At 65.0% G+C, this 19,640-nt stretch carries 15 protein-coding genes; 6 read left to right on the top strand and 9 right to left on the bottom strand.

Annotated features, from left to right (window positions below):
- Positions 1–827 precede the first annotated feature (827 nt).
- Positions 828–1,598 (bottom strand): helix-turn-helix domain-containing protein, encoded by a 771-nt coding sequence (locus tag QQL87_RS32195; RefSeq protein WP_284423101.1) that lies wholly within the window; start codon positions 1,596–1,598, stop codon positions 828–830.
- Between the two features lie 201 nt (positions 1,599–1,799).
- Between QQL87_RS32195 and QQL87_RS32190 the strand changes: the two genes are divergently transcribed.
- The 4 genes from QQL87_RS32190 to QQL87_RS32175 all read left to right on the top strand — a co-directional run bounded on the left by QQL87_RS32190 (position 1,800) and on the right by QQL87_RS32175 (position 6,440).
- The gene (locus QQL87_RS32190; protein ID WP_284423100.1) at positions 1,800–4,067 is read left to right on the top strand and encodes a marine proteobacterial sortase target protein; all 2,268 of its coding nucleotides are present in this window, start codon (positions 1,800–1,802) and stop codon (positions 4,065–4,067) included.
- Positions 4,068–4,169: 102 nt separating this feature from the next.
- Positions 4,170–4,736 (top strand): class GN sortase, encoded by a 567-nt coding sequence (locus QQL87_RS32185; protein WP_284423099.1) that lies wholly within the window; start codon positions 4,170–4,172, stop codon positions 4,734–4,736.
- 105 nt (positions 4,737–4,841) lie between these two features.
- Entirely contained in the window at positions 4,842–5,558 is a 717-nt protein-coding gene (locus tag QQL87_RS32180) for a DUF1614 domain-containing protein (protein WP_284423098.1), read from the top strand.
- 57 nt (positions 5,559–5,615) lie between these two features.
- The gene (locus QQL87_RS32175; RefSeq protein ID WP_284423097.1) at positions 5,616–6,440 is read left to right on the top strand and encodes an MlaD family protein; all 825 of its coding nucleotides are present in this window, start codon (positions 5,616–5,618) and stop codon (positions 6,438–6,440) included.
- 32 nt (positions 6,441–6,472) lie between these two features.
- Here QQL87_RS32175 and QQL87_RS32170 read toward each other — a convergent pair whose 3' ends face one another.
- The 7 genes from QQL87_RS32170 to urtA form a co-directional block, all read right to left on the bottom strand.
- Positions 6,473–6,814, bottom strand: a complete 342-nt coding sequence (locus QQL87_RS32170) for an FmdB family zinc ribbon protein (RefSeq protein WP_284423096.1) — start codon at positions 6,812–6,814, stop codon at positions 6,473–6,475.
- A 99-nt stretch (positions 6,815–6,913) separates the two neighbouring features.
- Positions 6,914–8,143: a formamidase gene (gene fmdA, locus QQL87_RS32165; RefSeq protein WP_284423095.1), complete on the bottom strand. Its 1,230-nt coding sequence runs from the start codon at positions 8,141–8,143 to the stop codon at positions 6,914–6,916.
- Positions 8,144–8,179: 36 nt separating this feature from the next.
- Entirely contained in the window at positions 8,180–8,869 is a 690-nt protein-coding gene (gene urtE, locus QQL87_RS32160; RefSeq protein WP_284423094.1) for an urea ABC transporter ATP-binding subunit UrtE, read from the bottom strand.
- Between the two features lie 186 nt (positions 8,870–9,055).
- A complete protein-coding gene (gene urtD, locus QQL87_RS32155; protein WP_284423093.1) occupies positions 9,056–9,811 on the bottom strand; it encodes an urea ABC transporter ATP-binding protein UrtD in 756 nt (251 codons plus the stop codon).
- Between the two features lie 10 nt (positions 9,812–9,821).
- Positions 9,822–10,961 (bottom strand): urea ABC transporter permease subunit UrtC, encoded by a 1,140-nt coding sequence (gene urtC / locus QQL87_RS32150; protein ID WP_284423092.1) that lies wholly within the window; start codon positions 10,959–10,961, stop codon positions 9,822–9,824.
- A gap of 34 nt (positions 10,962–10,995) precedes the next feature.
- Positions 10,996–11,922 (bottom strand): urea ABC transporter permease subunit UrtB, encoded by a 927-nt coding sequence (urtB, locus tag QQL87_RS32145; RefSeq protein ID WP_284423091.1) that lies wholly within the window; start codon positions 11,920–11,922, stop codon positions 10,996–10,998.
- A gap of 218 nt (positions 11,923–12,140) precedes the next feature.
- On the bottom strand, positions 12,141–13,403 hold the full coding sequence (gene urtA / locus QQL87_RS32140) for an urea ABC transporter substrate-binding protein (RefSeq protein ID WP_284423090.1): 1,263 nt from the start codon (positions 13,401–13,403) through the stop codon (positions 12,141–12,143).
- Between the two features lie 186 nt (positions 13,404–13,589).
- On the opposite strand from urtA, the gene QQL87_RS32135 reads away from it, so the two are divergent.
- Both QQL87_RS32135 and QQL87_RS32130 read left to right on the top strand, forming a co-directional pair.
- The gene (locus tag QQL87_RS32135; protein WP_284423089.1) at positions 13,590–16,964 is read left to right on the top strand and encodes a hybrid sensor histidine kinase/response regulator; all 3,375 of its coding nucleotides are present in this window, start codon (positions 13,590–13,592) and stop codon (positions 16,962–16,964) included.
- Positions 16,954–17,871, top strand: a complete 918-nt coding sequence (locus QQL87_RS32130; protein ID WP_284423088.1) for a response regulator — start codon at positions 16,954–16,956, stop codon at positions 17,869–17,871. Before QQL87_RS32135 ends, QQL87_RS32130 begins: the two co-directional genes overlap by 11 nt.
- A 210-nt stretch (positions 17,872–18,081) precedes the next feature.
- Here the strand turns inward: QQL87_RS32130 and QQL87_RS32125 are convergent, their stop codons facing one another.
- Entirely contained in the window at positions 18,082–19,584 is a 1,503-nt protein-coding gene (locus QQL87_RS32125) for a flavin-containing monooxygenase (protein ID WP_284423087.1), read from the bottom strand.
- Positions 19,585–19,640 lie beyond the last annotated feature (56 nt).

Below are 19,640 nucleotides of genomic sequence, written 5' to 3'. Positions count from 1 at the left end.
CGTGAAGTCGCAGCGTCCTGACACCCCGAAGCTGGTGTTACGTTCGCGACGGCGCTTGAGGCGCCGCGCGGATCATGGTGGCCAGACAGCCCGGCGCACCAGGGAGACTGCGTATAAGCGTAAGCCCATCGCGCAGGGAATGCCGGCGTGTTCGGCTTTGCCTGTGGTACCTGCCGCCTGCATTTTTTTCGCAGGCGGGCCATGGGTGAGGCCCTCACCCGGCATTCCCTGCGCCCTCTGCATTTGAGGAGGGACGAACTGATCGCAGACCTCGGGCATGATGTGCCGCGGGAGTGCGTCGACATGTCCCTTCGCTCACATTTTGCTTGCCCACCTCGCTGTTTGAACCGTGAATCCGTCCTCTGGCTCCGCTGTCGTCCCGGACAAGCCGCGCCGCGCGTCAGCGCGGCGTGGCGCCGATCCGGGATCCATACTCCGCGGCGGATGGAGAGGGCAAAGCGCTAACCAAGCGCCTGCCTCAAACTGCTCCCCGTGGTTATGGATCCCGGCGTACGCCGGGATGACAGCGGAGTTTGTTGAGCCAGCGCGCCATCCGGGGGACTAAGAAACTCAGCGTTGCTGTGCAATACAGCGCCCTCTCCCCTTGCGGGAGAGGGCATCTCCGGCCCATCCACGCGTTCGATTGGGTGAGGGGTATCTGTCCGCTGCCGACACTCGTGGAGCCATACCCCTCACCCAACCGAGCTTACCGCGCTTTCCTACATGCCCTCTCCCGCAAGGGGCGAGGGCGCATTCATGAGCACCGATTCGTCGTCCAACCTTCAAGTGCGGCGATAATGGGTTTAAGGTTGCTACAGACTAATAACTCACGGCACGCCCTGGACGAACAGCGCGAACGGCTCCTCGATCGTCTTGCGCAGATGCGCGCGATACAACGCATAGTGCCGATCATCCGCGCCCAGCCGGCCGAAGCTCGGCTCGTCGATGCTCGGCAGCGGCAGCAGCGCGATCGGGGCCGCGATCGGCGTCAGCAGCGAGCCGCGGCCGGCGAGCAGCGTCGTGATGATGCCGTACATCTCGCCGGTGATGGTCGGGCGCGACACCGTGATCAGGCGGTGCTGGCCGTGGCGGTTGGTGACGAGGTAGACGAAGCCGGACTGGTTGGGCACGGCGACCTCGCCGAACTGCGTGAAGGCGGCATCCAGCCGCGCGCCCTCGCGAAACACCAGCGACGAGGCCGCATCATCCCAGACGATGTCGGTGCGATAGGCGTAGATCGCCTGCTGGTCGCCGAACGACGGCCGCAGCGTGACATAGGTGCCCTCGATCCATTCCACCGCGCGCCGCGAATAGGAGCCGAGGCTGTCCGGCGCGATCCCGCCGCTCGGGGCCGGCGCCGCAACGGGCGTGCTCGGCACCTTGCGCAGGGAGATGCCCAGCGCCTGCTCGAGCCGGACGATGGTCGCGAGCGTGAACGGCCGGCGGCCGCCAAGCGCCTTCTCCAAGGTCGACAGGCTCAGTCTGGCCTGCTCCGCCAGCGCCTGCCGCGACATCCGCCGCCGCGCGATCTCCTCGCGGACGGTCTCCGCGACCTGCCGGCTCTGCTCGTCCGATAGCTCATTGTCCGGGTTCGACATCCTGTCCCCTGCGCGTGGCACGTGCCTCTTCTAGCAGACGGACAAATCAGCACAAACCCGGACAGATCAGCCTGGACCTCGCGCACCACCGGACGGGGCGCGGCGGACCGCGGCCGAACAAGCCCGACCATTCCGCTCGCGACCACGGGGCGACGCGCTCAGTCTCAGCCTGCCCCATTCTGTCCCTTGCGGAGCCCATCGATGAGCGAGACGATCGACTACGACATCCGCAGCAGCGCCCATCCGGTCCGATCGTGGGTCGTGACCATGCTGCTGTTCCTGCTGCTGGAAGCCGCCGCCGTGCTGCTGGTCGGCTTCGCGGCGCTGTTTCTCAGCCTCACGCCAAGCTGGTCGGCGGAAGGGCCGCTGGCCCCGCTGACCAAGCCGGGCGACGCCCGCTCCGGCGCATTGCTGTTCAAGAGCGACAGCGGCTACGCCGAGGCGCCGCGGCTCGGCATCGATGTCGACGTGGTCGTGTCCGGTCCGACGGCGCGGGCACGCGTGACGCAGCTGTTCAAGAACACCAGCGCGCAATGGCTGGAAGCCGTCTATGTCTATCCGCTGCCGCCGGACAGCGCCGTCGATACGCTGAAGATGATCGTCGGCGACCGCGTGGTGGTCGGCGATATCAAGCCGCGCCAGCAGGCCAAGGTGATCTATGAGCAGGCCAAGCGCGAGGGCAAGACCGCCGCGCTCACCGAGCAGGAGCGGCCGAACATCTTCACCAACTCGCTCGCCAATATCGGCCCCGGCGAGACCGTGCTGGTGCAGATCGAGTATCAGCAGCAGGTCTCGCAGGAGGCCGGTGCGTTCTCGCTGCGGGTGCCGCTGGTGGTGGCGCCGCGCTACAATCCCAAGCCGATCGTGCAGAGCGTTGACCTTCGCCCGGACAGCAATGGCTGGGGCGCGGCCAGCAATGATCCGGTGCCGGACCGCGACCGCATCTCGTCCGAGGTGCTGGATCCCGCCAAATCTGATCCGGTCAACCCGACGAAGATCACGGTGCGGCTGCAGGCCGGCTTCATCATCGGCGAGGTCAAGAGCCACCATCACCAGGTTACGGTCGACAGCCCCGATACAAAGACGCGAATCGTCACCCTGGCCGAGGGCGTGGTGCCGGCCGATCGCGATTTCGAGCTGACCTGGAAACCGGCGGCTGCGGCGATGCCATCGGTCGGGCTGTTCCACGAGCAGGTCGGCGATGCCGACTATCTGCTCGCCTTCGTCACCCCGCCTACGGTGGCTGCGACGGCACAACGCCCGCAGCCGCGCGATGTGATCTTCGTGATCGACAATTCCGGCTCGATGGGCGGCACCTCGATCCGCCAGGCCAAGGCCAGCCTGCTCTATGCGCTGGGGCGGCTGCAGCCGGGCGACCGCTTCAACGTGATCCGCTTCGACGACACGATGACGGTGCTGTTTCCCGGCTCGGTGCCTGCCGATGCCGAGCATGTCGGCAGCGCCACCAGCTTCGTCAGCGCGCTGGATGCGCGCGGCGGCACCGAGATGGTGCCGGCGATGCGCGCGGCGCTGACCGACGACGGCAGCGACTCCGAGCGCGTGCGGCAGGTCGTGTTCCTGACCGACGGCGCCATCGGCAATGAGCAGCAGCTGTTCGAGACCATCACCGCGATGCGCGGCCGCTCGCGCATCTTCATGGTCGGCATCGGCTCGGCACCGAACACCTATCTGATGAGCCGCGCCGCCGAGCTCGGCCGCGGCGCCTTCACCCATATCGGCTCGGTCGAGCAGGTCGAGGAGCGCATGCGTGATCTGTTCGCCAAGCTGGAGAATCCGGTCGTGACCGGGCTGAGCGCCACGTTCTCGGAAGCGTCTGCCGACCTCACGCCGGCCGTGCTGCCGGACGTCTATCGCAATGAACCGCTGGTGCTTGCAGCCAAGATCGACCGGCTCGCCGGATCGCTGCAGCTCAAGGGCCGCATCGGCGACCAGCCCTGGACCATCACCTTGCCGCTGGCAGGTGCCGCCGAGGGCAAGGGTCTCTCCAAGCTCTGGGCGCGGCGCAAGATCGGCGATGCCGAGGTGGCCAGGACGATGCGGCAGATGACGCCGGAGGAAGCCGACGGCGCCATCCTCAAGCTGGCGATGGAGCATCAACTGGTGACCCGCCTGACCAGCCTCGTCGCCGTCGACAAGACGCCGCGCCGTCCCGATGGAGAGCCGCTGAAGCTCGCCGAGCTGCCGATCAACCTGCCCGCCGGCTGGGATTTCGAGAAGGTGTTCGGCGAGCGCAACCGTCTGCCCGCGATGCAGAAGGACCGCCGCGCCGAGGCGGAGGGCGAGGTCCAACTCGCCGCGCTGAAGCGGCCCGTGGTGCCGGCGGCACCGGCGACCATCACGCTGCCGAAGACGGCGACCGACGCGGAGCTGAGCATGCTGCTCGGGCTCGGCATCCTGCTACTCGAGCTGATCTGGCTCGCCGCCATCCGGCGGCGGGCTGCCAACTAAGGAGCACCGTCATTGCGAGCGCAGCGAAGCAATCCAGGGGCTGCGTCCACGACTCTGGATTGCTTCGTCGCTTCGCTCCTCGCAATGACGAGAGGAGAGAGAATGCCCCGCTTCGTCATCCCACTCGTAATCGCCCTGGTTGGCCTCGCCCTGTTCGGCCACGGCGCCCTGATCCACGCCAAGGCGATCGTCGCGCAAGTGCTGCTCGACCGGGCCTTCAACCAAACCATTGCAACGGGTCATCCGGTCAAGCCGTGGTCCTGGGCCGACACCGTCCCGGTGGCGCGCATCGTCGTGAAGCGCCTCGGTGTCTCCACCATCGCCCTGGCCGGCTCCAGCGGCCAGGCGCTCGCCTTCGGCGCGGGTCATGTCGAGGGGACGGCCGAGCCGGGCGAGCCCGGCATCGCGGTCTACTCCGCGCATCGCGACACGCACTTCCGCTTCCTGCGCGACGTCAGGATCGGCGACGAGATCGAAATGGTCAGGCGCGACGGCCGGACCTTCCGCTACCGCGCCGATGCCGCCCACGTCGTCCGCTTCGATGCCTCCGGCATCGATCCGGCGGCCGGAGGCCCGGAGCTGGTGCTGTCGACCTGCTGGCCATTCGACGCACTGACCGAGGGGCCGGAGCGCTATGTGCTGCATGCCACGCTGATCGCGGGTGAATGATGACTGGCCTTGGGAACCAGGCCGCGAATGCCCATTTGTCACCCTGTCGCTCGCGTGGGATGCTCCGGCGGCGACAGCCCGGTCAACGTTTCAAGCGCTTTCGACATGCATTCACAGGTTCAATATCTGCCGATCACGCCAGCCTTCTTCGCCATCCTGGTGCTGGCTTTCGGCGTCCTGATCGTCCTGATCCAGCTCGGCATCCTGCGCTACGCCTACATGAAGCTCGGCGTCAGCTCAGGGACCGCGATGCTGCTGCTGCTCGGTTCGCTGATCGGCAGCTATTTCAACATTCCGATCACCATGCTGCCTGGGCAGGTCGCCAGATCCGGCGAGATCATCGACTTCTTCGGCATGCAATATGTCGTGCCGCTGGTGCATCAATGGCCGGGCACCGTGCTCGCCGTGAATGTCGGCGGTGCCGTGATTCCGACGGTGATGTCGACCTATCTCGTGCTGCGCTACCAATTGTGGCTGCGCGCTGCGATCGCGGTGCTGGTCATCGCCGTGATCATCCACGCCATGGCGACACCGGTGCGCGGCGTCGGCATCGCGGTGCCGGTGTTCGCACCGGTCGTCGTGACCGCGATCCTGGCCTTCCTGCTGTCGCGGGAGTATGCCGCGCCGCTGGCCTATATCGGCGGCTCGATGGGGACGCTGGTCGGCGCCGATTTGATGAATCTGGACAAAATCGGCAGCCTCGGCGCCCCCGTGGCCTCGATCGGCGGCGCCGGAACCTTCGACGGCATTTTTCTCACGGGAATCCTGGCGGTGCTGCTGGCCGGCCTCGCCGCCCCATCCCGGCCCGGCCTGGCGCGCTGAGCTTTCAACCGGGAGACATAACGGCTAAAATCGAGCAGAGGCAGCGGCGGACACGGAATGCGCGCGATCAATCTCATTGTGGGAACCCTGACGATCGCGGCCGTCGCGGCCGGGATCAGCGGCGTCCTGATCAAGCAGAAGAGCCGCATCGCGCAGCAGCGCAGCATCATGCGCGTCGTGTTCGACGGCGGCTCGGCGGCCGGCCTGCGCAAGGGCGGTCCGGTGAATTTCGACGGCGTGCAGGCCGGGCAGATCCTGTCGATCAATCTCGAGAGCCCGCGCAAGATCGTCGCCATGATCACGCTGGAGAACTCCGCGCCGATCCGCAAGGACACCACCGCCGGCATCGAGTTCCAGGGCCTGACCGGGATCGCCGCGATCTCGCTGGTCGGCGGCGCACCGACGGCGCCGCCGGTGCCGCTGGATCACGATGGCGTTCCCGTGCTGACCGCGGATCTCAAGGACCAGGAGACGATGGTCGAGACGGTGCACAACATCGACAAATACGTCGTCAGCAATGCCCCGGCCATCAAGGACGCGCTGCAGACGTTCCAATCCGAGACTGCATCGCTCAAGGACAAGACGGCGGCGATCGATGCGGCGGTCGAGAAGGCCGAGGACATCTTCAAGGGTTTTGACACCCTCGTGACCAAGATCGACGGCGCCATTCCCGGCTTCGCGGACGGCAATCCCGGACAGCTGTTCGACCAGATCAAATCGATGCGCGAGCTCGTCGACAGCTTCAAGCGCAAGTCGGCCAAGGTCATCGACGACGGCCGCAAGACGCTGGTCGACATCAGCGAGGGCGCCAACGCGATGAACGTGAAGTTCGGCGGCCAGCCGGCCGGGCCCGGCCCGCGCCGGGTGCCGGCGTCACGCTGAGGGACGGCGCGGCCGCCGCCCCTCGCGTTCGTTCAGTGACTGATCATCCAGGGACGCGCGGTGGGAAAGCCCTTGGCACCGCTCTTGGACTTGGTCATCAGCCGCGGCGACTTCTTAGGCCCGCAGCAGCCGCAGCCCGGCCCGTGCTTCGCCTTGTATTCCGCGACCGTCTGCGGCGCGTGGCGGCTCCGCTCGTTGGTCGCATGCGCCGTGCGCCGCTCCGCCGGCATGCAGGCGAAGGCCGGCGCGGTGAGGATCACGCGCGGCGCCATGTCCTGGCATTGCGGGCAGACCTGCGGCTCATCACATTCCGCCATCGGGCGCATGTCGGTGAAGGGGCCGCATGCATCACAGAGATATTCATAGACCGGCATCGTCTCGTCTCCTGCGCAACATCGTCTTCCTGCTCTGGCGCGGCGGATGCGGGGCGGCGAAACCACTGCCGTCCCGCACCCATCGCGCAGGGAGGAGAATTACTTGTCCGGCGAGATCGGCATCTGGATGTCGCCCTTGATGTGCTTGATCGGCCCCGCCGACGACGGCATCACGTCGAAGTCGAAGATCTCGGTCGGCAGCCACAGGGTGGCGCAGGCGTTGGGCACGTCGACCACGCCGGAGATGTGGCCCTGCACCGGCGCGGTGCCGAGGATCGAATACGCCTGGGCGCCGGAGTAGCCGAACTTCTTCAGGTACTCGATGGCGTTGAGGCAGGCCTGGCGATAGGCGATGTGCACGTCGAGATAGTGCTGCTTGCCGGCCTCGTCGACCGAGATGCCCTCGAAGATCAGATAGTCCTTGTAGTTCGGCGTGATCGGCGACGGCTTGAAGACCGGGTTCTTGATGCCGTACTTGGCGACGCCGTCCTTGATGATGTCGACCTTCAGATGCAGCCAGCCGGCCATCTCGATGGCGCCGCAGAAGGTGATCTCGCCGTCGCCCTGGCTGAAGTGCAGGTCGCCCATCGAAAGGCCGCCGCCGGGCACGTAGACCGGGAAGTAGATCTTCGAGCCGCGCGACAAATCCTTGATGTCGCAATTGCCGCCATGCTCGCGCGGCGGCACGGTGCGGGCGCCCTCGGCGCCGATCTTGGCCTTGACGTCGCCCTTGGCCTGGCCGGCATGCGCAGTCGGCGCGAACGGCGGGTTGGCGAGGCCGGGCACGCGGGTCGGGTTGGTCGCGATCAGCGCATTCTCGCGCTCGTTCCAGGTCGCGAGCAGCTTCGGATCGGGCAGGCAGCCGATCAGGCCGGGATGGATCAGGCCGGCGAAGTTCACGCCCGGCACGTGGCGCGACGAGGTGTAGAGGCCCTTGATGTCCCAGATCGACTTCTGCGCCAGCGGGAAGTGGTCGGTCAGGAAGCCGCCACCATTCTGCTTGGAGAAGAAGCCGTTGAAGCCCCACAGGCTCTCCTTCATCGGACCGACGTCGAGCAGGTCGACGACCAGGAGGTCGCCGGGCTCGGCGCCCTTGACGCCGATCGGGCCGGACAGGAAGTGCACGATCGACAGATCGATGTCGCGGACGTCGTCGGCGGAGTCGTTGTTCTTGATGAAGCCGCCGGTCCAGTCATAGGTCTCGATGATGAAGTCATCGCCCGGGTTGACCCACTCCACCATCGGAATATCCGGGTGCCAGCGGTTGTGGACCTTGTCGTTCTCATAGGCCGACTTGGTCAGATCGACCTTGATCAGTGTGTCAGGCATCAAGAGCTCCCCTTTACCTTTGCTTGGACGGAGTGGTTAGACGGACAGATATTTCGAGACCTGCGCGGCATCGACCTGGTCGCGCGGATCGTCGCGGACGATCTCGCCGTTCTCGATCACCAGCACGCGGTCGGCGATGTCGAGCGCGAAGCTCAGCACCTGCTCGGAGACGACGATCGACAGCCCCTTCTCGTCGCGGATGCGCTTGAGCGTGCGCGCCATGTCCTTGATGATCGACGGCTGGATGCCCTCGGTCGGCTCGTCGAGCAGCAGCACCTTGGGCTTGGTGGCGAGTGCGCGGGCGATGGCGAGCTGCTGCTGCTGGCCGCCGGAGAGATTGCCGCCGCGGCGGCCCTTCATCTCGAGCAGCACCGGAAACAGCTCGTAGATGTCGCTGGGCACCTCCGATTCGCCGGAGACGACGAGGCCGGTCTCGATGTTCTCCTTGACCGTCATGGTCGAGAAGATCATGCGGCCCTGCGGAACATAGGCAAGGCCCTTCGCCACGCGCTCGTAGCTCTTCAGGCCGGACAGCTCAGTGCCGTTCATGTCGATGGAGCCGCTCTTGGCCGGCAGGATGCCCATCAGCGACTTCATCAGCGTGGTCTTGCCCATGCCGTTGCGGCCCATGATCGCAACGATCTCGTTGGGCGCGACCTTGACGTTCAGGCCATGCAGCACCTCGCTCTGGCCATAGGCGACATGGAGATCGGAGATTGCCAACATCACGCCTGTTCCCTGTTCGTTGCTTCGACGAGCTGTCTGTTCTCCCCTCCCCCTTGCGGGCAGGGGTTGGGGGTGGGGGTGGCTCCAAGCGAGACCGCCGTTGTGGACCCCCACCCCCGACCCCTCCCCGCAAGGGGGAGGGGGGCGCAGCGAGAGCGTGGATGGAGTGATTTCTCGAACATCGGATTAGTGCCCCAGATAGACTTCGACGACCTTGGGGTCGTTCTTGACCCGCTCCATCGTGCCCTCGGACAGGATCTGTCCCTGGTGCAGCACGGTGACCTTGTGGGCGATGTCCTCGACGAACTTCATGTCGTGCTCGATGACCAGCACCGAGCGGTCCTTGATGATGCGGTTGAGCAGCTCGGCGGTCTTGGCGCGCTCGCTGACGCTCATGCCGGCGACGGGCTCGTCGAGCATCAGCAGGTCCGGATTCTGGATCAGCAGCATGCCGATCTCGAGCCACTGCTTCTGGCCATGGCTGAGCTCGGCCGCGGAGGTCTTCAGTCGATCCTTGAGGAAGATCATCTCGGCGACCTCCTCGACGCGGTCCTTGACCACCGAGTCGCGCTGGAACGTCAGCGACCCGAACACGGTGCGGCCGCGCGGAAACGAGATCTCGAGGTTCTCGAACACGCTGAGATCCTCGAACACCGAGGGCGTCTGGAACTTGCGGCCCACACCTGCCTTGACGATCTCGTTCTCGCGCAGCTTCGTCAGCTCCTTGCCGCGGAACTGGATCGAGCCGGAGGTCGCTTTGGTCTTGCCGCAGATCAGGTCGAGCACCGTGGTCTTGCCGGCGCCGTTCGGGCCGATGATGACGCGGATCTCGTTCTCCTCGACATAGAAGGAGAGATCGTTGACCGCCTTGAAGCCGTCGAAGGAGACGGTGAGCGCTTCGACCGCGAGCAGGAATTCCTTGGGCTGATGACCGATGAGCATCGCTGTCTCCTCACTCTGCGGGGGCGCCGTTGGCGACGAGGCCGCCATTGCCGGATTTCTTGGTGCGCGACGCCAGCAGGCGATCGATGCGCGGCTGCACGTAGTCACCCCAGATGCCGGCGAGACCATTCGGGAAGGCGAGCACCACGGCGATGAAGAGAGCACCGAGGCCGAACAGCCAGAGCTGCGGGAAGGTCTCCGACAGGCTGGTCTTGGCGAAGTTGACCAGGATGGTTCCGTAGACCGCGCCGAAGATCGAGAGTCGGCCGCCGACCGCGGTGTAGATCACCATCTCGATCGACGGCACGATGCCGACGAAGGACGGCGACATGAACCCGACTTCCAGCGTGAACAGCGCTCCACCGACCGCGGCGAAGACGGCCGCTGCACAGAAGGCGAAGATCTTGAAGTTGGCGACGCTGTAGCCGGAGAAGCGCACCCGGTCCTCCTGCTCACGCATCGCCACCAGGATGCGGCCGAGCTTGGTCAGGCGGATGAACTGCGCCACCAGGATGGCGACGAACAGCAGGAACACTTCGACGAAGTACAGGATGAGCTTGGCGTGATCGGTGCGGATGTCCCAGCCGTGCAGGGTGCGCAAATCGGTGATGCCGTTGATGCCGCCGGTGTAGCCCTGCTGGCCCACGATCAGGATCGTCAGGATGGCCGCGACCGCCTGGGTGATGATCGCGAAGTAGACGCCGCCGACGCGCCGCTTGAACATCGCCGCGCCGATGATGAAGGCGAAGATCGCCGGCACCAGAATGATCGCCGCCAGCGCGAACGGGAAGCTCTGGAACGGCTTCCAGAAGAACGGCAGCTGCGTCAGCTGATTCCAGTCCATGAAGTCGGGGATGCCCGGCGTCGACTGGATCTTGGTGTTCGCGACGCTGGAGGCCTCGAGCTTCAGGAACATCGCCATGCAATAGCCGCCGAGGCCGAAGAACACGCCCTGGCCCAGGCTGAGAATGCCGCCATAGCCCCAGCACAGCACGAGCCCGATCGCGACGAAGGCGTAGGTGAGATATTTCGCGACCAGGTTGAGGCGGAACACATCCAGCGCCAGCGGCAGGATGACGACGAGCAGCAGCAGCAGCGAGACGAAGCCGATGAGTTCTGATCGGTTGAAAAAGCGCGAGTTGATGATCATGACCGTGCCTTCTTGTTGGGCTGTCGGAGCTCAATCACTTGCGGACCTTGAGGGCGAACAGGCCCTGCGGGCGCATCATCAGGATGGCGACGATCGCAAGCAGCGTGAGCACCTTGGCCATCGAGCCGGACATGAAGAACTCCATGGTCGACTGCGCCTGGGAGATGGTGAATGCGGAGGCGATGGTGCCGACCAGGCTGGCGGCGCCGCCGAATACGACGACCAGAAAGGTGTCGACGATGTAGAGCTGACCGGCGGTCGGACCGGTCGAGCCGATCATGGTGAAGGCGGAGCCGGCAACGCCCGCAATGCCGCAGCCGAGGCCGAAGGTGTAGCGGTCGACCTTTTCGGTGTTGATGCCGACGGCACCGGCCATCACGCGGTTCTGCACCACGGCGCGGACCTGCTTGCCCCAGCGCGACAGGAACAGGACATAGGCGACCACCAGCGTGATCAGGATGGTCAGGCACATCACGAACATGCCGTTGATCGGGATCTGGATGGCGTCGGTCGCCTGCCAAGAGCCCATCATCCAGTCGGGCAGTTCGACGCCGACCTCGCGCGCGCCGAACACCGAGCGATAGGCCTGCTGCAGGATCAGGCTGAGGCCCCAGGTGGCGAGCAGCGTATCGAGCGGCCGCTTGTAGAGGCGGCGTATCATCGCCCATTCAACCAGCATGCCGAGGGACCCGGACGCGATGAACGCGAAGATCATCGCAACGAAGAAGTAGCCGGGAAACAGCGCGGGGAGGAAATGCTGGAAGGCGTTCGACGTCATCCAGGTGACGTAGGCGCCGAGGATCATGAACTCGCCATGCGCCATGTTGATGACGCCCATCTGGCCGAAGATGATGGCAAGGCCCAACGCCATCAGCACGTAGACCGAAAACAGGATGAGGCCCGCGAAGCCCTGCATCGCGAATATGGCCCCGAGGTCGCCGATGGAATAGTCACCGAACATGATCCGTCCTCTCGTGATGCCCTGCTGGCAATTGGATTGGCGCGCGGACAGGGTGTGTCCGCGGCCGAGGTCGTCCGCTCGGTCGAGCGGGAGAGAGCGCGAGAGACTCAACTCTTTCCGAGTATGCGGACCCCCACCCCCAACCCCTCCCCGCAAGGGGGAGGGGAGCAGCAACGCGACTGCAGCAGCAGCGTCCCCCAACGCTGCGAGCTGGCCGCTTACTGGTAGCCCTTCGGGAACGGATCGGGCTCGACGAGGTCCGCGGTCTCGTAGATCAGCTCATACTGACCGTCCGCCTTGGCGCGGCCGACGCGAGTCTTGGACCAGAGATGATGGTTCTCGTGGATCCGGACATAGCCTTCCGGCGCGCCCTTGAACTCGATGCCTGGTGAGGCGGCCGCGATCTTGTCGATGTCGAAGCTGCCGGCCTTCTCCACCGTCAACTTCCACAGCCATGGGCCGAGATAGGCCGCTTGCGTCACGTCGCCGATCACGGTCTTCTCGCCCCACATCTTCTTGAAGGCGGAGACGAAGGCCTTGTTGTTGGCGTTGTCGAGCGACTGGAAGTACTTCATGCAGGCATAGGCGCCCGCGATGTTCTCACCGCCGATGCCGTCGATCTCATCCTCGGTCACGGAGATGGTGAGCAAGGTCTGCTTCGACATGTCGATGCCGGCCGCCTTGAGCTGCTTGTAGAATGCGACGTTCGAGCCGCCGACGATGATCGCGTAGATCACGTCCGGCTTGGTCAGCTTGATCTTGTTGATGACCGAGTTGAACTGGGTGTGGCCGAGCGGGAAGTATTCCTCGCCGACGACCTTGGCGCCCTGTAGATGGCCCTCGATGTGCTTGCGGGCGATCTTGTTCGAGGTGCGCGGCCAGATGTAGTCGGAGCCGAGCAGATAGAAGGTCTTGGCGCCCTTGGTCTTGTTGACCCAGTCGAGGCCGGCGATGATCTGCTGGGTGGCTTCCTGGCCAGTGTAGATGACGTTCTTCGACTGCTCGAGGCCCTCGTAGAAGGTCGGATAATACAGCATGCCGTTGTACTGCTCGAACACCGGCAGCACCGCCTTGCGCGAGGCCGAGGTCCAGCAGCCCATCACGGCGGCGCACTTGTCGTTGACGAGGAGCTTCTTGGCCTTCTCGGCGAAGGTCGGCCAATCCGAGGCGCCGTCCTCCTGGATGAACTTGATCTTGCGGCCGAGCACGCCGCCGGAGGCATTGATCTGCTCGATCGCGAGCTTCTCGGCCTGCACCGAGCCGGTCTCGGAGATCGCCATCGTACCGGTCACCGAATGCAGAATGCCGACGGTCACTTCGCTATCAGTGACTGCAAGCCCGGTGGTGTTGACAGCAGAGGTTGCGGGACCAGCGCCGAAGGATGGCCGCGGCATCATCGCGAGTGCCGGAATTGCGGCCATTCCCATCAGCAATTGGCGCCGAAGTGGCGACTTCAGGCCTTTTTCAGTTTCGTCTGACATGAGCACCCCATTCATTGGTTCGAGGACACGCTTTGGGTCGGACGAAGGATGGCGCGCTTTGTGCACTGCACGGATACGCAAGATTGCGTATACTGCACCGCAAAAGCGCGACGTAGGCTCTACGCAGGTCTTACGAGGGGCAGGACGAGCAGGCGGGAGACCCGCTTCGCGGTCAGGAGTTCGAGAGTGGCAGGGCGGCAGCGGATCGACCGCGTCAGGCGCCAATATAATCAGTGGGTCGCCAACCAGACGTTGGAGGACTATGCGCTCCGCTTCACGGCCAAGAGTGCGCGGCGCTGGTCTGCCGCGCGCGTCGCCAATACGGCGCTGGGCGCGATCTCGTTCCTGGCGCTGGAGGCGATCGGCGGCACCATCACGCTCAACTACGGCGTCACCAACGCAACAGCCGCGATTCTGGTCGCCAGCGTCATCATCTTCTGCTGCGGCCTGCCGATCGCCTATCATGCGGCCAAATGCGGGATCGACATCGACCTGCTGACGCGCGGCGCGGGCTTCGGCTATATCGGCTCGACCGTCACCTCGCTGATCTATGCGTCGTTCACCTTCATCTTCTTCGCCATCGAAGCGGTCATCCTGGCCTCGGCGCTCGAGATGTGCTTCGGCATTCCGCGCCCGATCGGCTACCTCATCAGCGCCGTCGTCATCATCCCGCTCGTCACCTACGGCATCACGCTGATCAGCCGGTTTCAGCTCTGGACGCAGCCATTGTGGGTTGTGCTGCACATCCTGCCGTTTGCAGCGATTGCCTATGCGAGCCCGCACTCGTTCGCCGAATGGCAGCAGTTCCCAGGCGAGCATGGCGACCTCTCGGGCCATCTCGACCTGGCGCTGTTCGGCACCGCTGCGGCGGTAGTCTTCTCGCTGGTGGCCCAGATCGGCGAGCAGGTCGACTTCCTGCGCTTCCTGCCGCGCGACCGGCGGACGTCGAAGCGCTCGTGGTGGATCGCGCTGTTGTCGGCCGGCCCCGGCTGGATCGTGCTCGGTGCGCTCAAGCTGCTGGCGGGATCGTTCCTCGCCTTCTTCGCGCTGAGCCATGGCGTCTCCGCCGACCACGCCGCCGAGCCGGCGCACATGTATCTGGAGGCGTTCCGCTACGTGCTGGCCAGGCCGGACCTGGCGCTGGCCCTGACCGGCACCTTCGTGATCATCTCCCAGATCAAGATCAACGTCACCAATGCCTATGCCGGCTCGATCGCGTGGTCGAACTTCTTCTCGCGCCTGACGCATAGCCATCCCGGCCGCGTCGTGTGGCTGGTGTTCAACGTCGTCGTCGCGCTGCTGCTGATGGAAATCGGCGTCTACAAGGCGCTGGAGCAGACGCTGGCGCTCTATTCCAACATCGCGATCTCCTGGGTCGGCGCGCTGGTCGCCGATCTCGTGATCAACAAGCCGCTCGGCTTGCGGCCACAGCAGATGGAGTTCAAGCGCGCTCATCTCTACGACATCAACCCGGTCGGCGTCGGCGCCATGACGATCGCGACCATCGTGTCGATCAGCGCGTTCTATGGCCTGTTCGGACCCACCGGCAAGGCGCTGTCGACCTTCGTCGCGCTCGGGGTTGCGCTCGTCACCGCACCCGCGATCGCCTATCTCACCGACGGCAAATATTACCTGGCGCGCAAGCCGAAGCGCAGCTGGCAGAACATCGAGCAGATCCAGTGCTGCATCTGCGAGCATCATTTCGAGCCGGAGGACATGGCCTCCTGCCCCGCCTATGCCGGCCCGATCTGCTCGCTGTGCTGCTCGCTCGATGCGCGCTGCCACGATCTCTGCAAGCCCCATGCACGGGCGCAGGCCCAGGTCTCGGCGGCGCTGAGCGGCATGCTGCCGCAATCGGTGCTGGCGAAGATCAACTCGCAGCTCGGGCATTATGTCGGGGTGTTCCTGACATCCGCGGGGCTCGTCGCGCTGACGCTCGGCATGATCTATCTGGAGACATCGGCGGCGCTGCCCGGATACAGGGGCATCATCTCCGATGTGCTGTGGAAGGTGTTCTTCGCGCTCTCCATCATCATCGGCGTGGTGACCTGGCTGTTCGTGCTGGCGCAGCAGAGCCGCCGCGCCGCCGAGGCCGAGACGCGGCGTCAGACTCAGCTGCTGATCCAGGAGATTGAGGCGCACAAGCGCACCGATGCGGAGCTGCAGCGCGCCAAGGAAGTCGCGGAATCCGCCAATCTCGCCAAGAGCCGCTACGTCGTCGGTCTCAGTCACGAATTGCGCTCGCCGCTCAACGCGATCTCCGGCTATGCGCAGCTGCTCGAGCAGGATACCAGTCTCGCGCCGAAGCCGCGCGACCAAGTCCGCGTCGTCCGCCGCAGCGCCGACCACCTGTCGGGCCTGATCGACGGCATCCTCGACATCTCGAAGATCGAGGCCGGCCGGCTGTATCTGTCGCGCGACGAGGTGCGGCTCAGCGAATTCCTCGACCAGCTCGTCGGCATGTTCCGGCTTCAGGCCGCCGCCAAGGGCGTCGACTTCGTGTTCAAGCGGCCAGCCGTTCTGCCGCTGGTCGTCTATGCCGACGAGAAGCGGCTGCGCCAGATCCTGATCAACCTGCTGTCGAACGCGATCAAGTTCACCCAGGAAGGCAGCGTCCAGTTCGTCGTCCACTATCGTAGCCCGGTGGCCGAGTTCGAGGTGATCGACACCGGTCCGGGCATCCAGCCGGACGATCTCGAGCGCATCTTCGCGCCGTTCGAGCGCGGCGCGCTCGGGGTCGCGCAACCGCAGACCGGCACCGGGCTTGGCCTGACGATCAGCCGTCTGCTCGCCGGCGTGATGGGCGGCGACATCAAGGTCGAGAGCAAAGTCGGCGGGGGAAGCACCTTCAAGGTCAAGATCCTGCTGTCCGAGGTGACCAACCCGACGCGGCATCCGCCGGTGAAGGCGCCGGTCGCGGGCTACCTCGGTCCGCGCAAGACGATCCTGATCACCGACGACGATCCGGTGCATCGCGACCTGCTGCGCGAAGTGCTGACGCCGCTCGGCTTCATCCTCCTGAGCGCCCCCGATGGTCCGGCCTGCCTCGCGCTGGCGCAGCACTGCCAGCCGGACCTGTTCATCCTCGACATTTCGATGCCGGGCATGGATGGCTGGACGGTGGCCGAAACCCTGCGCAGCAGCGGCCATCATCACGCGCGCATCCTGATGACGTCGGCGAGCGCGCTCGAAGCCCATGGCCGGCCGCTGGCACAGCCGTTCCACGACAGCTATCTGATGAAGCCGATCGACATTCCCCGGCTGCTGGAGGCCATCCGCCAATTGCTGAAGCTTGAGTGGAGCTACCAGACCGACATTCCCGTGGCGCAGCCGCGATGGCGGCCGGAAACCGGATCACGGCCGCCGCTTAGATATGTCGAAGAGCTGATGGGCCTTGGCCAGATCGGATACATCAGGGCGATTCAGCTCAAGCTCGACGAGATCGGCAGCGCGCATCCCGAACATGCGGACTTTGTCGCCCAGATGCGCACGCTGATCGATCGTTTCGACCTCGATCAGTACATGGCCACCTTGAAGACCCTGCACGCCTATGAGCACTGAAAGCAAGAAGCGCGACGTCGCGCTGGTCGTCGACGACTCTCCGGAAACGCTTCGGCTGCTCACCGACGCGCTGGACGGCGCCGGCATGACCGTGATGGTCGCGCTCGACGGCGCGGCAGCGATGCGCATCGTCGACCAGATCACGCCGGACATCATCCTGCTCGATGCCGTGATGCCCGGCATTGACGGCTTCGAAACCTGCCGCAAGCTCAAGCGCGACGCCGGCCTCTCCAACGTGCCCGTCATCTTCATGACCGGACTGGCCGATACCGAGCATATCGTGCAAGGCCTCGAGGCCGGCGGTGTCGACTACGTGACCAAGCCGATTGCGGTCGAGGAGATGCTGGCGCGCATTCGGGTGCATCTCGCCAATGCCAGAATGACGCAGAGCGCGCGCGCCGCGCTCGACGTCTCCGGCCGCTTTCTGCTCGCGGTCAACCGCGAGGGACGACTGATGTGGGCGACGCCCCAGGCGCAGAAGCTGTTGTCGGACAGCTTCGGCGTCGCCGAGGAGCTCGTGCTGCCGGATGCGCTGCGGCAGTGGCTGGACCAGGCGCAGACTGGCAAGGGCGGCATCAAGGCCGCGGCTTCGATCCCCGATCATCCCGAGCTGCGCCTCTACTACATGGGCGGCGCGGGACCGAACGAATTTCTGCTGCGGCTCGCCAAGGAATCATCCGGCGAGCTGCCAAAGCAATTCTCCAGCGAGTTCGGGTTGACATCGCGCGAAGGCGAAGTGCTGTCCTGGCTCTCCAAGGGCAAGACCAATCGCGACATCGCCCAGATCCTGGGACTGAGCCCGCGCACCGTCGACAAGCATCTCGAGCAGATCTACGCCAAGCTCGGCGTCGAGAACCGCACCGCGGCCGCCGCGATAGCCACCGGCGTGACGCGGCGGGAGAGCTGATCCGAACTGCCAACTCGGAACAAGCTGTCGTCCCGGGCAAGCCCACTGACGCACGGCGTCAGTGGGCGCCGACCCGGGACCCATACCGCGTGATTTACCTCGAGGCTGGGTATCAGTTGCCTTCGTGCCCGACACACCCGCCTGTGGTTATGGATCCCCGCGTTCGCGGGATGACACCGTTGGTAGAGCGGCAGCGTTGTCTCTGCGCAATCACCCATACACGAACGCCGGATCATCCAGGTCAATCGCAGGGATCTGGTCCTTCTCGCTCCAGTAATCCTGGCTGTGCTGCCATTCCGGCTTGTCGCCGCGCTTGGGCAGCAGGTGCATGTTGCGCATCATGTAGCCCGGATTGAAGTTCTCCGGATCGATCCACGGCAGCAGCGGCATGTCGTGATCCTGCGGGCGCAGCGCCGGCGTGACCTTGTCGACCCCCTTCTGCTTCATGTGCGCAAGCAGCCGACAGACGAACTCCGCGACCAGATCCGTGCGCAAGGTCCAGCTGGCGCGGAAATAGCCGAACACCCAGGCGAGGTTCGGCACGCCCGTGAACATCATGCCACGGTAGGTCACGGTGTCGGCGAAATCGAGCGGCTTGCCATCGATCGAGAACGCGATGTCGCCGAGCACGCAGAGATCGAAGCCGGTGGCAGTGACGATGATGTCGGCCTTGAGCTCGGCGCCCGACTTCAGCCTGATGCCGCCTTCCGTGAAGCGCTCGATCTCGTCAGTGACCACCGAGGCCTTGCCGCTCTTGATGCCTTCGAACAGGTCGGCATCGGGCACGAACGCGATGCGCTGCTGCCACGGGCGGTAGCTCGGCGTGAAGTGCCTGGCCGTCTCTTCGGGGCCGATGATGGCGCTGATCTGCCCGATCAGCTCCGTCTTGACCTGGTCAGGCTCCGTCAGGCACCGTTTGGTGAACCAGTCCTGCTCGAACAGGATCTTGCGCCTGACGATCTCGTGGATCCACTCTTCCTTGACCTGCAGCCGGCGCAGCTCCTCGGCCAGTTCGATGGCGTTGCGACCGATGCGGAAGTAGGTCGGCGAGCGCTGCAACATCGTGACATGCGCGCACTTGCCGGCGATCGACGGCAGGATCGTTGCCGCGGTTGCACCGGAGCCAATGACGACGACCTGCTTGCCGGTGAGATCGAGATCCTCGGGCCAGACTTGCGGATGCACGATGCGGCCCTTGAACGTCGCCATGTCAGGCCACTCCGGCGTATAGCCCTTCGAATGGCGGTAGTAGCCCTGGCACATCCAGAGGAAGTTCGCCGTGATGGTGACGTGCTCTTGATGCTCGCCCTTCACGGCATGAATGGTCCAGAGACTGGTCGCGCTCGACCAGCTCGCAGAGAGAATGCGATGGCCGTAGCGGATGTGGCGGCCGAGATCATTCTCCTCGATCACGGCGCCCATGTAGTTGAGGATCTCCTCCGCGGTCGCGATCGGCGGCCCGACCCACGGCTTGAAGCTGTAGCCGAACGTATGAAGGTCGCTGTCGGAGCGGATGCCGGGATAGCGATGCGTGCGCCAGGTGCCGCCGAAGCTGTCCTGGCTCTCCAGGATCACGAAGCGCGTGTCGGGCATCTGCTTCGCCAGCTGATAGGCGCTGCCGATGCCGGAGATGCCGGCGCCGACGATCAGCACATCGAAATGTTCGGTCGCGTGCGAGGACGCGGCCTCCCGGATGGGCGCGATGACGTTCATGGGAGTCCTTGGGCTTTGATCTTGATGTTGTTTGCTCGCCGGACAGGCTGAACCTG

This window comes from Bradyrhizobium sp. SSBR45G, from assembly GCF_030159255.1.
Classification (GTDB): Bacteria; Pseudomonadota; Alphaproteobacteria; order Rhizobiales; family Xanthobacteraceae; genus Bradyrhizobium.
This window is presented reverse-complemented; position numbering and strand designations above follow the sequence as displayed.